Origin of the sequence: Asticcacaulis sp. AND118 (assembly GCF_020535245.1) — a bacterium.
Lineage (GTDB): Bacteria > Pseudomonadota > Alphaproteobacteria > Caulobacterales > Caulobacteraceae > Asticcacaulis.
On record NZ_CP084910.1, the window covers coordinates 1558637 to 1570862 of the forward strand.

Annotated in this window: 11 protein-coding genes; all 11 read left to right on the forward strand. The window is 62.1% G+C overall.

What is annotated here, in order from left to right; translation table 11 throughout:
• The first annotated feature begins 4 nt into the window (after nucleotides 1-4).
• The 11 genes from nuoE (at nucleotide 5) to nuoN (ending at nucleotide 12208) form a co-directional block, all read left to right on the forward strand.
• On the forward strand, nucleotides 5-670 hold the full coding sequence (gene nuoE, locus LH365_RS07475) for an NADH-quinone oxidoreductase subunit NuoE (protein WP_226743046.1): 666 nt from the start codon (nucleotides 5-7) through the stop codon (nucleotides 668-670).
• Between the two features lies 1 nt (nucleotide 671).
• The gene (gene nuoF, locus LH365_RS07480) at nucleotides 672-1985 is read left to right on the forward strand and encodes an NADH-quinone oxidoreductase subunit NuoF (protein WP_226743047.1); all 1314 of its coding nucleotides are present in this window, start codon (nucleotides 672-674) and stop codon (nucleotides 1983-1985) included.
• A 9-nt stretch (nucleotides 1986-1994) separates the two neighbouring features.
• Nucleotides 1995-2435 (forward strand): TM2 domain-containing protein, encoded by a 441-nt coding sequence (locus tag LH365_RS07485; protein ID WP_226743048.1) that lies wholly within the window; start codon nucleotides 1995-1997, stop codon nucleotides 2433-2435.
• 63 nt (nucleotides 2436-2498) lie between these two features.
• Complete coding sequence (nuoG, locus tag LH365_RS07490) at nucleotides 2499-4562, forward strand: NADH-quinone oxidoreductase subunit NuoG (protein WP_226743049.1); 2064 nt, start codon at nucleotides 2499-2501, stop codon at nucleotides 4560-4562.
• A gap of 6 nt (nucleotides 4563-4568) precedes the next feature.
• The gene (nuoH, locus tag LH365_RS07495; RefSeq protein ID WP_226743050.1) at nucleotides 4569-5654 is read left to right on the forward strand and encodes an NADH-quinone oxidoreductase subunit NuoH; all 1086 of its coding nucleotides are present in this window, start codon (nucleotides 4569-4571) and stop codon (nucleotides 5652-5654) included.
• Complete coding sequence (gene nuoI / locus LH365_RS07500; protein ID WP_013480274.1) at nucleotides 5651-6142, forward strand: NADH-quinone oxidoreductase subunit NuoI; 492 nt, start codon at nucleotides 5651-5653, stop codon at nucleotides 6140-6142. Before nuoH ends, nuoI begins: the two co-directional genes overlap by 4 nt.
• A 114-nt stretch (nucleotides 6143-6256) precedes the next feature.
• Entirely contained in the window at nucleotides 6257-6865 is a 609-nt protein-coding gene (locus LH365_RS07505; protein ID WP_226743051.1) for an NADH-quinone oxidoreductase subunit J, read from the forward strand.
• Nucleotides 6862-7170, forward strand: a complete 309-nt coding sequence (nuoK, locus tag LH365_RS07510; RefSeq protein ID WP_226743052.1) for an NADH-quinone oxidoreductase subunit NuoK — start codon at nucleotides 6862-6864, stop codon at nucleotides 7168-7170. Before LH365_RS07505 ends, nuoK begins: the two co-directional genes overlap by 4 nt.
• 8 nt (nucleotides 7171-7178) lie before the next feature.
• Nucleotides 7179-9245 (forward strand): NADH-quinone oxidoreductase subunit L, encoded by a 2067-nt coding sequence (gene nuoL, locus LH365_RS07515; RefSeq protein WP_226743053.1) that lies wholly within the window; start codon nucleotides 7179-7181, stop codon nucleotides 9243-9245.
• Between the two features lie 15 nt (nucleotides 9246-9260).
• Nucleotides 9261-10763 (forward strand): NADH-quinone oxidoreductase subunit M, encoded by a 1503-nt coding sequence (locus LH365_RS07520; protein WP_226743054.1) that lies wholly within the window; start codon nucleotides 9261-9263, stop codon nucleotides 10761-10763.
• Nucleotides 10764-10774: 11 nt separating this feature from the next.
• On the forward strand, nucleotides 10775-12208 hold the full coding sequence (nuoN, locus tag LH365_RS07525; RefSeq protein ID WP_226743055.1) for an NADH-quinone oxidoreductase subunit NuoN: 1434 nt from the start codon (nucleotides 10775-10777) through the stop codon (nucleotides 12206-12208).
• Nucleotides 12209-12226 lie beyond the last annotated feature (18 nt).

Genomic DNA, 12226 nt, shown 5'->3' on the forward strand with positions numbered 1-12226 from the left:
TGAGATGTCCGTTCGCCGTCTCGCCGCCGTTCAGCCGGATAGCTTTGCGTTCAAGCCCGAAACGCTTGAAAAGGCTAACTGGTGGATCGCCAAATACCCCGAAAACCGTCGTCAGTCGGCGGTCATCCCCATCCTGTGGCTGATCCAGAAGCAGGAAGGCTGGGTGTCGGAGCCCGCCATCGCCGCCGTCGCCCAGATGCTCGACATGGCGCGCATCCGCGTCTACGAAGTGGCGACCTTCTACACCATGTTCATGCTTGAGCCGGTCGGTTCGGCGGCGCTGATTCAGGTCTGCGGCACCACGCCGTGCCAGTTGCGCGGCTCCGAAGCCCTGATGAAGGTGTGCAAGGACAAGATCGGCCCGAAGGACAAGCTGTCGGCCGACGGCAAGTTCTACTGGCAGGAAGTCGAGTGCCTCGGCGCCTGCACCAACGCCCCGATGGCGCAGATCAACGACTATTTCTACGAAGACCTGACGCCGGACAATCTGGCCCAGATCATCGACGACTTCGCGGCGGGCAAGACGCCGAAGACCGGCCCGTACAACGGCCGCTTCACGTCCGAACCGCTGGGCGGCGCGACCACGCTGAAGGACCCGTCTTTGTTCGACGGCTCGGCGGCGAGGCCGGTCAAAATTCCCAACGCTCCGGAACCGGAGGTCAAGGCGTAACATGGTGGGCATTCTCGAAGACAAGGACCGCATCTTCACCAACCTCTACGGCTTCCATGACTGGGGCCTTGAGGGCGCGAAGCAACGCGGCTGCTGGAACGCGACGAAGGACATCCTGTCCTACGGGCGCGACTGGATCATCACCAATGTCAAGAATTCGGGCCTGCGCGGTCGCGGCGGCGCCGGCTTCTCGACCGGCCTGAAGTGGTCCTTCATGCCCAAGGAGGTCAAGGACCGTCCGCATTACCTGGTGGTCAATGCCGACGAATCCGAACCCGGCACCTGTAAGGACCGCGAAATCATGCGCCACGATCCGCATCTGCTGATCGAAGGCTGCCTGATCGCGTCGTTCGCCATGCAGGCCCACGCCTGCTACATCTATCTGCGCGGCGAATACGTCTTCGAGCGCGAGCGTCTGGAAGCGGCGGTCAAGCAGGCCTATGAAGCGAAGCTGATCGGCAAGAACAACGTCCACGGCTGGGATTTCGACGTCTTTGTCCACCACGGTGGCGGGGCCTATATCTGCGGCGAAGAAACCGCGCTGCTGGAATCGCTGGAAGGCAAGAAGGGCCAGCCGCGCCTGAAGCCGCCGTTTCCGGCCGGGGCCGGTCTTTACGGCTGCCCGACCACGGTCAATAATGTGGAATCCATTGCGGTGGTCGGCACCATCCTGCGTCGCGGCGCGACCTGGTTCGCCGGTTTCGGCGCGCCGAACAACGCCGGCACCAAGCTGTTCTGCATCTCCGGCCACGTCGAGCGTGCCTGCAACGTCGAAGAGGCCATGTCGATCCCCTTCCGTCAGTTGATCGAGGATCACTGCGGCGGCATCCGTGGCGGCTGGGGCAATCTCAAGGCGGTCATTCCGGGCGGTTCGTCCGTGCCGATGATCCCCGCCGAACAGTGCGAGAACATGCCGATGGATTTCGACACCCTGCGTGGTCTGGGCTCCGGCCTCGGCACGGCGGCGGTGATCGTGATGGACAAGTCGACGGACCTGATCAAGGCCATCGCCCGCCTCAGCTACTTCTACAAGCACGAATCCTGCGGCCAGTGCACGCCCTGCCGCGAAGGCACGGGCTGGATGTGGCGCGTGATGGAGCGCATGGCCAAGGGCGACGCCGACCCCAAGGAAATCGACATCCTGCTCGACGTGACCAAGCAGGTCGAAGGCCACACCATCTGCGCGCTCGGCGATGCCGCGGCGTGGCCGATTCAGGGCCTGATCCGTCACTTCCGTCACGAAATCGAAGACCGTATCGCTTTATATCGTTCGTCGAAGGGTAACTTCGCCGGACATTCGATCGCAGCGGAGTAGGGGATCGTCATGCGGGGCAAGGTACTTTCATTCAGCGACGCCACAGGGCAGGGCCTGATCAGCGGTGACGACAGTCAGCGCTACAGCTTCTCCCGCGACGATCTGATGAACGGGGCGCGCTCCGTGGCGGCCGGCATGAGCGTGGATTTCGAAGGATCTGAGGGCATCGCCGTCAGCGTCTATGTGATCCAGTCCGGCGTCGCCGACAAAAACAAGTGGGTGGCCGCGATCCTGGCCTTTTTCTTCGGGATATGGGGCATCCATAAATTCTATCTCGGCAAGACCAATGCCGGCATCATCATGCTGCTTTGCGGCACGATCGGCTGGTTCGTTGTCCTGCCGGGACTGGCGGTAATGCTCGTCTCGTTCATCGAGCTGATCATCTACCTGTTCAAGTCCGAACAGCAGTTCCACGAGGACTATGTCGCTGGCGACAAAAGCTGGTTCTGATCCCTTGGGGTCGGGCGTGGGTCTAAGGTTCGGAATACTTTTTACGTATGAGGTTTGAGGCAGATGCCGATAGCTAAAGTCAATGGTGTCGAGGTCGAGTTCGAACCCGGCATGACCGTGCTTCAGGTGGCGGAACTGGCGGGCGAGGAAATCCCCCGCTTCTGCTACCATGAGCGCCTGTCGATCGCCGGCAACTGCCGCATGTGCCTTGTCGAGGTGAAGCCCGGACCGCCGAAGCCGCAGGCGTCGTGCGCGCTGCCGGCCGCCGACGGTCAGGAAATCTTCACCAACACGCCGATGGTCAAGAAGGCCCGCGAAGGGGTGATGGAGTTCCTGCTCATCAACCACCCGCTCGACTGCCCCATCTGCGATCAGGGCGGCGAGTGCGACCTGCAGGATCAGGCCATGGGCTATGGCCGCGACGGTTCGCGCTATCAGGAAAACAAGCGCGCGGTCGAAGAAAAGTACCTCGGGCCGACGATCAAGACCTTCATGACGCGCTGCATCCAGTGCACGCGCTGCGTCCGCTTCTCGACCGAAGTCGCCGGCGTGACCGAGATGGGCATGATTTCGCGCGGTGAAGGCGCTGAGATCACCTCCTATCTCGAACAGGCCGTGTCTTCGGAACTGTCGGGCAATCTCAACGATCTGTGCCCGGTCGGCGCACTGACCCATAAGCCGTGGTCGTTCAACTATCGTCCGTGGGAATTGCAAAAGACCGAGACGATCGACGTGCATGACGCGCTGGGCGCGCACATCCGCATCGATCATCGCGGCGCTGCGGTCCTCCGCGCCCTGCCGCGGCTCAAGGACGACATCAACGAAGAGTGGCTGTCGGACAAGTCGCGCTACGCCGTCGACGGTCTGGGCCGTCAGCGCCTCGACCGCCCTTACGTGCGCAAGAATGGCACCCTGACCCCGGCCTCGTGGGACGAGGCGCTGGAAGTCGTCGCGGACAAGCTGCAAGCGACCGCGCCTGAAAAGGTCGGCGTCATTGCCGGCGATTTGCAGGACGCCGAAAGCCTCAAGGCCGCCAGGGATCTGTTCGTCTCGCTGGGCGTGACAAACCTCGACTGCCGTCAGTACGGCGAAGCCTTCGGTCCGGTCTCGGCCAATACGCCGCGCGAAGCCTGGCTGTTCAATTCCGGCATCGCCGGGATCGAAGACGCCGACGTCATCCTGCTGATCGGCACCAATCCGCGTCTCGAAGCGCCGCTGATCAACGCCCGCATCCGCAAGTCGTGGCTCAATGGCAAGGCGCAGGTGGCCGTGATCGGCGAAGCCTGCGACCTGACCTATGATTACGCGCACTTAGGTTCCGGCGCGAAGGCTCTGAAAGAGTTCAAGAAGTCGGCCTTCCGCGACATCCTGAAGGACGCGAAGAACCCCGCCGTCCTGATCGGTTCCGGTGCGGTGTCGGGCGAAGAGGGCGCGGCCGTCCTCGCCCTGATCGCCAGCGAAATCCTCAAGCCCTACAATGTGGTGCGCGAGGACTGGAACGGCTTCAACATCGTCCATCAGGCGGCCTCGCGTGTCGCCGGTCTCGACCTCGGCTTCGTGCCGGGTGAGGGCGGTCTGAACACGCAGGGCATCCTGAACGGCAAGCTCGACCTGGTATTCCTGCTGGGCGCCGATGAGATCGATACGAAGACGCTCAAGGGGTCATTCGTGGTCTATGTCGGTTCGCACGGCGACGCCGGTGCTTCGGCGGCGGACGTCATCCTGCCGGGTGCGGCCTATACCGAAAAGTCGGGCATCTACGTCAATCTGGAAGGCCGTGTTCAAATCTCCGAACGCGCCGTTTTCCCGAAGGGCGAGGCGAAAGAAGACTGGGCGATCTTCCGCGCCCTGTCGTCGAAGCTGGGCAAGGCCCTGCCTTACGACAGCCTGTCGGACCTGCGCCGTGCCCTGATCAACGATCACCCGACCTTCGGCCGCATCGACGCCCGCCCGGCGCCCAAGGCGTTCGATGTGGCGATTCTGGGCGTCAAGGGCGAGATCACCGGCGAAGTCTTCGCCAGCAATATCAAGGACTTCTACCTGACCAACCCCATCGCGCGGGCGTCCGTGGCCATGGCCGACATTTCGGCGGTCCGGTCCGGTCCGGTGAGCCTGGCGGCGGAGTAAGAGCACATGACAGACGCTAATTTCTGGGCCGGTCCGTGGGGCTGGACGATCATCACCATAGGTCAGGCCCTCGCCGTTATCGTCGGCGTGATGGTCTCGCTGGCCTTCCTGCTGTGGGGTGACCGCAAGGTGTGGGCGGGCGTGCAGATGCGCAAGGGCCCGAACGTCGTCGGCCCCTTCGGTCTGATGCAGTCCTTCGCCGACTTCTTCAAGTTCGTGCTGAAGGAAGTAATCATCCCCGCCGGCGCCGACAAGCCGGTCTTCCTGATCGCGCCGATCCTGACCTTCGTCCTCGCCTTCATGTCGTGGGCCGTCATCCCGTTCGCACCGGGCTGGGTGGTGTCGGACATCAATGTCGGCATCCTTTACCTGTTCGCCATTTCGTCGCTCGGTGTCTACGGCATCATCATGGGCGGCTGGGCCTCGAACTCGAAATACCCCTTCCTCGGCGGCCTGCGTTCCGCCGCGCAGATGGTGTCCTACGAAGTGTCGCTTGGCCTCATCATCATCACCGTCGTGCTGCTGGCCGGTTCGCTCAACCTGTCGGATATCGTCAACAAGCAGGCCGGCGGCATCTGGAACTGGAACTTCCTCGGCGGCGGCGGGCTTCTCGGCCTCGGCATTATCAAGCTGCCGGTGATGTTCGGCATGATGGTCATGTTCTATATCTCGGCCCTGGCCGAAACCAACCGTCCGCCATTCGACCTGCCCGAAGCCGAATCCGAACTGGTCGCCGGCTATCAGGTCGAATATTCCTCGACGCCGTACCTGCTGTTCATGATCGGTGAATACGCCAACATTGTGCTGATGTGCGCCATGATCACCATCCTGTTCTTCGGTGGCTGGCAGTCGCCGATCCCGATGGACTCGTTCATCGCGCCGGGTACGCTGGCCTACACCCTGGTCAGCCTCGGCTGGTTCATCGTCAAGGTGGTGTTCTGGTTCGTGATGTTCGCCATCGCCAAGGCCATCGTCCCGCGTTACCGCTACGACCAGCTAATGCGTCTGGGCTGGAAGGTCTTCCTGCCGCTGTCTCTCATTGCCGTCGTCATCATCGCGGCCTACCAGGTTTTCGGAGGTAATCTCGCATGATCGGCCGTCTTGTCCAAGCCGCCAAGGGCGCTCTTCTGCTCGACTTCGTCGGGGCCACCGGCCTCGCCGTGAAGTACATGTTCAAGCCGAAGAAGACCATCAACTACCCCTTCGAAAAGGGCCCGATCAGCCCGCGCTTCCGTGGTGAGCACGCGCTGCGCCGTTATCCCAACGGCGAAGAACGTTGCATCGCCTGCAAGCTGTGCGAAGCCATCTGCCCGGCTCAGGCCATCACCATCGAGGCCGAGCCGCGCGAAGACGGCTCGCGCCGCACGACGCGCTACGACATCGACATGGTGAAGTGCATCTATTGCGGCCTGTGTCAGGAAGCCTGCCCGGTCGACGCCATCGTCGAAGGCCCGAACTTCGAGTTCGCCACCGACACGCGCGAAGAGCTGTACTACGACAAGTCCAAGCTGCTCGCCAATGGCGACCGCTGGGAGCGCGAAATCGCGCGCGCCCTCGAACTTGATGCGCCGTACCGGTAACGCGCATACGAATATCCACCGATTCCGTAAGGATATGCCTTGCGGGATCACAGTCTGAGGGGCTAGGGAGCGATCCCGAACCCGCAAAGTAGAGAAGGGGCGGAGGTCCCGATCATGCTGGCTATAGCCTTTTACATTCTGGCGGCAGTGACCGTCGCATCGGGGGCGCTAGTGATTACCGCGCGCAACCCGGTGCACTCGGTGCTGTTTCTGATCCTCGCCTTCTTCTCGGCGGCGGGCCTGTTCGTCCTGATGGGGGCGGAATTCCTCGCCATGCTGCTGGTCGTTGTCTATGTCGGCGCGGTGGCGGTGCTCTTCCTCTTCGTGGTCATGATGCTCGACGTCGACTTCACGAAGCTGCGGCAAGGGTTCGCCAACTACCTGCCGATCGGCATGGTGGTCGGTATCCTGCTGTTGATCGAGCTGATCATGATCTCCTCCGCCGTCGCTCAGCGCGGTGCGACCGCCGGCAAGTCGCCCCTAGTCTATGGCCCGGAGATGAGCAATATCGAAGCCATCGGCCGCGTGCTCTACACGGACTATGTCTATCTCTTCCAGGCGGCGGGTCTGGTGCTTCTGGTCGCCATGATCGGCGCCATCGTGCTGACGCTTCAGCACCGCACCTACGTCAAGCGTCAGGACATCCACACCCAGGTGACGCGCCGCCGCAAGGATGCCGTGGCCATCGTCAAGGTCAAAACCGGCGAAGGAATTCAGGAATGACTATCGGCCTCGAACACTATCTGGTCGTTTCGGCCCTCCTGTTCACCATCGGGGTGTTCGGCATCTTCATGAACCGCCGCAACATCATCATCATCCTGATGTCGATCGAACTGATCCTTCTGGCGGTCAATATCAACTTCGTCGCCTTCTCGGCGCATCTGCATGATGTGCAGGGGCAGATCATGGCGATGTTCGTTCTCACCGTTGCGGCCGCCGAAGCGGCGGTCGGTCTGGCTATTCTGGTGACGTTCTTCCGTAACCGCGGCGATATCGAAGTCGATGACGCCAGCATGATGAAGGGCTAAGGGAAGTCATGCAAAATCTGGTTACGATCCTTGTTCTGGCCCCGCTTCTGGGGGCCACGGTTGCGGGCCTGTTCGGCCGCAGGATAGGCGACATCGCCTCTCAGGCGGTGACGACCGGCCTCCTGTTTCTGTCCTGCGCCCTGTCGTGGTACACCTTCGCCCAGCACACCTGGGGCGGTCTTGAGCCTTTCACCGTAAAGCTGCTCGACTTCATCAATATCGGCACCTTCCACTCGGCCTGGTCGATCCGTATCGACGCCCTGTCGGCGACCATGCTGATCGTGGTGACCTCGGTGTCGTCGCTGGTCCACCTCTATAGCTGGGGCTACATGGCCGAAGACCCCAGCCGTCCGCGCTTCTTCGCCTATCTGTCGCTGTTCACCTTCGCCATGCTGATGCTGGTGACCGCCGCCGACTTCATGCAGTTGTTCTTCGGCTGGGAAGGCGTAGGTCTGGCCTCGTATCTGCTGATCGGCTTCTGGTTCAACAAGGACTCGGCCTCTTCGGCGGCCATCAAGGCCTTCGTCGTCAACCGCGTTGGTGACTTCGGCTTCGCGCTGGGCATCATGACGATCTACTGGATGTTCGGGACGATCGAGTTCCACGAACTGTTCCCGCTGATCGCCGCCAAGGAAAACACCACTTGGATATTCCTGGGCCACAGCTTCTCGGCACTGGACCTCGCCGCCTTCCTGCTGTTCATCGGCGCGATGGGCAAGTCGGCGCAGTTCTTCTTGCACACCTGGCTGCCGGACGCCATGGAAGGCCCGACCCCGGTGTCCGCCCTGATCCACGCGGCCACCATGGTCACCGCCGGCGTCTATATGGTCTGCCTGCTGTCGCCGCTGTTCGAATACGCGCCTGTGGCCAAGACCATCGTCACCTATATCGGCGCCATCACCGCCATCTTCGCAGCCTCGATCGGCTTTACGCAGAACGACATCAAGCGTGTCATCGCCTTCTCGACCTGTTCGCAGCTCGGCTACATGTTCTTCGCCGCCGGTGTCGGCGCCTACGAAGCCGCCATGTTCCATCTGTTCACCCACGCCTTCTTCAAGGCGCTGCTGTTCCTCGGGGCCGGCTCGGTCATCCACGGCATGCACCACGAACAGGACATGCGCCGCATGGGCGGTCTGGCCAAGTACCTGCCGGTCACCTATGCCTGCATGACCATCGGCACCATCGCCATCACCGGCCTCGGCATCCCCTATACGCAGATCGGTTTCGCCGGTTTCTTCTCGAAGGACACCATCATCGAAACCGCGTGGGCGGCCTCGAATACGCCGCAGGGCCTGTTCGCCTTCTGCATCGGTATTCTGGCGGCCCTGCTGACGGCCTTCTATAGCTGGCGTCTGGCCTTCATGACCTTCCACGGCATCAAACAGTGGGAAGGCGCGCACGACGATCACCACGCGCACAGCCACGACGATCACGGCCATGCCGCCGTGGCGCACGGTCACGACGACCACGCGCACGACGACCATCATGGTCATGGCCACGCCCATACGCCGCACGAGAGCCCGATCATCATGCTGATCCCGCTGATCGTCCTGTCGGTCGGCGCAGTGGCGGCGGGTTTCGTCTTCGCGCCGTACTTCGTCGGCGATCACGCGCACGACTTCTGGGGCCACGCCATCCAGCACGGACCGCACAACCACGTCCTGCACGAGGCGCACCATATCAAGGAAGCCTGGGTCAAGTGGGCGCCGCTGGTCGTCACCCTGATCGGCACCGCTCTGGCCGTGTACTTCTACCTGCTCAAGCCGGCCCTGCCCCGGAAGATGGCCGCGAACAAAGGCCCGCTGTACACCTTCCTGTACAACAAGTGGTTCTTCGACGAGCTGTATCAGGCCACCTTCGTCAAGGGTTCCAAGGCGCTTGGCGACCTGTTCTGGAAGGTCCTCGATGTGAAGATCATCGACGGCCTCGGTCCGAACGGGGCGGCCTGGACCGCGCTGAAGTCGGCGCAGAAACTGGTCAAGACCCAGACGGGCTATGTCTATCACTACGCCTTCGTCATGTTCCTCGGCATCGCGGGTCTTCTGACCTGGGTTGTCTTCGGTCTGGCGCGATAGGGGAGAGCTTAAACTATGTCACCGGTAATCCCCAATCTTCTCAGCCTGATCACCTTCCTGCCTCTGGTGGGGGCGCTGGCTATCCTCGGCGTCAAGTGGGCGTCGCGCAAGGACGATACGGCCGTCATCGAGCGTAACGCCAGGTGGATCGCCCTGTGGACGACGCTGGCCACTCTGGCCCTGACCGTCATCCTGCTGGCCGGGTTCGACCGCACCACGACCGACTATCAGTTCGTCGAAAAGGTCCAGTGGTTCAGCTTCCTGAACTACCATATGGGCGTCGACGGTATCTCGGTCCTGTTTGTGGCTCTGACCGCGCTGCTCATGCCGCTGTGCATTCTGGCCTCGTGGGACTCGGTCAAGACACGCCTCGTCGAATACATGATCGCCTTCCTCGTGCTGGAAACGCTGGTCATCGGCGTGTTCACTGCGCTTGACCTGTTCCTCTTCTACGTCTTCTTTGAAGGCGGTCTGGTTCCGATGTTCCTCATCATCGGCATCTGGGGCGGCAAGGACCGTATCTACGCGGCGTACAAGTTCTTCCTCTATACCCTGCTGGGGTCCGTGCTGATGCTGGCGGCCATGCTGTACATGGTCGGCGTTGCGGGCACTTCGGACATCCCGACGCTGTCGACCTACGCCTTCTCGCAGGCCGCCCAGCCGTGGCTGTGGTTCGCCTTCTTCGCCTCGTTCGCGGTGAAGATGCCGATGTGGCCGGTGCACACCTGGCTGCCGGACGCCCACGTTCAGGCCCCGACGGCGGGCTCGGTCATGCTGGCCGGTATCCTGCTGAAGCTCGGCGGCTACGGTTTCATCCGCTTCAACCTGCCGATGTTCCCGCACGCGTCCGAAATGTTCACGCCGTTCGTGCTGGCCTTGTCGGTCATCGCCATCGTCGTCACCTCGCTGATCGCCTTCCGTCAGACCGACATCAAGAAGCTCATCGCCTATTCGTCGGTCGCCCACATGGGCTTCGTGACCATGGGTATCTTCGCCGGCAATCAGGCGGGCGTGCAGGGCGCGGTCTATCAGATGATCTCGCACGGCTTCATTTCCGGCGCGCTCTTCCTCTGCGTCGGCGTGGTCTACGACCGCTGGCACACGCGTGAAATCGCCTTCTACGGCGGTCTGACCAAGCTGATGCCGCACTTTGCCTTCGTCTTCCTGCTGTTCACTATGGCCAATGTCGGCCTGCCGGGCACGTCGGGCTTCGTCGGCGAAATCCTGACCATGACGGGCCTCTATCAGGCCTCGACCTGGGCGGCGCTGGTCGCGGCCACCGGCGTCATCCTGTCGGCCATGTACGCCCTGACCCTGTTCAAGCGGGTGATGTACGGCGAAGTGACCAACGCGCAGCTCAAAGGCCATCCGGACCTGACCCTGCGCGAGAAGATCATCTTTGCGCCCTTGATCGCGGGGACGCTGCTGCTGGGTGTCTATCCGGCCTTTGTATTTGACTTTACCACCGCCAGCGTGGACGCCGTCGTGGCGACGTACCGCGCTGTCATCGGCGGATAGGAGCGCCTAATATGGATTTGACATCGGCTCTTCATCTGGCCCTTCCGGAACTGATCCTGGCGGTCTCCGTGCTCGGCATCCTCGTCTACGGGGCGCTGCGCGGTGACAAGTCGGCGGGCTCGGTCGCGGCGCTGTGCGGTGCGGCCCTGATCGCGGCGGCCTTTGCTGCCGCCTTCAACGGTCATGGCAAGGTCTTCAACGGTTCGTTCATCGCCGACGGCGTGGCCAACTTCGCCAAGACCTTCATCTATATCGCCTCGGCCCTGGTTATCGTGCTGGCGCGCGGCTATTTCGAGCGTCAGAACAACAACCGCTTTGAATTCCCGATCCTCGTCACCCTGTCGGCCATCGGCATGAGCATGATGGTGTCGGCGGGCGATCTGATCGCGCTCTATGTCGGCCTCGAACTGAACTCGCTGGCCGCCTACGTCATGGCGTCCTTCCGCCGCGACGACGCCAGGGGTTCGGAAGCCGGCCTGAAGTATTTCGTGCTCGGTTCGCTGTCTTCGGGTCTGCTGCTCTACGGTATCTCGCTGGTCTACGGCTTTGCCGGTTCGATGAATTTCGACGCCATCGCCGCTTCGGCCCAGTCCAATATGCAGGTCGGCCTGATCTTCGGTCTGGTCTTCGTCATCGCCGGTCTGGCCTTCAAGGTCTCCGCCGCGCCGTTCCACATGTGGACGCCGGACGTCTACGAAGGCGCCCCGACTCCGGTCGTGGCCCTGTTCGCCGGTGCGCCCAAGTTCGCGGCTCTTGTCCTGCTGGCCCGCGTACTGAACGACGCCTTTGCCGGTCTGCACGAGCAATGGGCGCAGGTTCTGCTGGCTATTGCGGTGCTGTCCTTCCTGATCGGCGGCCTTGGCGGCCTGATGCAGAAGGATTTCAAGCGCCTGCTGGCCTATTCGTCGATCGCCAATATGGGGTACGCCATGCTGGCTCTGGCTGCCGGTACGGACAAGGGCGTCATGGCGCTGCTGCTGTTCTCGGTCCTGTATATGGTCGATACGCTGGGCCTGTTCTCGGCGCAGATCGCTTTGTCGCGCAAGGGCATCGCCGTCAGCAAGATCGATGATCTGGCCGGCCTGTCCAAGGTCGACATGAAGCTGACCATCGCCATCACGGTGCTGGCCCTGTCGGTGCTGGGGATGCCGCCCTTCTCGGGCTTCTGGGGAAAGTTCTTCGTCTTCGGCGCGGCGCTGGAAGCCGGCTATTGGGGCTTTGCCGTGGCGGGTCTGGTGGCTTCGGTCATCGCGGCCTTCTACTATCTGCGCATCATCAAGGTGATGTGGTTCGATGGTGACAAGGGCGAACTGGACAAGGCGCCGTTCGAAGCCAAGTGGATCGCCTATGCGGCGGCGGCCTTCGCCTTCCCGATCGCGGCCTTCGTCCTGTCGGGCCTCTATCCGCTGGCCGAAACGGCGGTCAAGAGTTTCGGCCTGAACTGAGCCTGTGGCTTAATCTAA

Coding starts and splice junctions, on each gene's coding strand:
- LH365_RS07485 (WP_226743048.1), top strand. CDS start 1,995: ATGCGGGGCAAGGTACTTTCATTCAGCGACGCCACAGGGCAGGGCCTG.
- nuoG (WP_226743049.1), top strand. CDS start 2,499: ATGCCGATAGCTAAAGTCAATGGTGTCGAGGTCGAGTTCGAACCCGGC.
- nuoK (WP_226743052.1), top strand. CDS start 6,862: ATGACTATCGGCCTCGAACACTATCTGGTCGTTTCGGCCCTCCTGTTC.
- nuoF (WP_226743047.1), top strand. CDS start 672: ATGGTGGGCATTCTCGAAGACAAGGACCGCATCTTCACCAACCTCTAC.
- nuoH (WP_226743050.1), top strand. CDS start 4,569: ATGACAGACGCTAATTTCTGGGCCGGTCCGTGGGGCTGGACGATCATC.
- nuoN (WP_226743055.1), top strand. CDS start 10,775: ATGGATTTGACATCGGCTCTTCATCTGGCCCTTCCGGAACTGATCCTG.
- nuoL (WP_226743053.1), top strand. CDS start 7,179: ATGCAAAATCTGGTTACGATCCTTGTTCTGGCCCCGCTTCTGGGGGCC.
- LH365_RS07520 (WP_226743054.1), top strand. CDS start 9,261: ATGTCACCGGTAATCCCCAATCTTCTCAGCCTGATCACCTTCCTGCCT.
- nuoE (WP_226743046.1), top strand. CDS start 5: ATGTCCGTTCGCCGTCTCGCCGCCGTTCAGCCGGATAGCTTTGCGTTC.
- LH365_RS07505 (WP_226743051.1), top strand. CDS start 6,257: ATGCTGGCTATAGCCTTTTACATTCTGGCGGCAGTGACCGTCGCATCG.
- nuoI (WP_013480274.1), top strand. CDS start 5,651: ATGATCGGCCGTCTTGTCCAAGCCGCCAAGGGCGCTCTTCTGCTCGAC.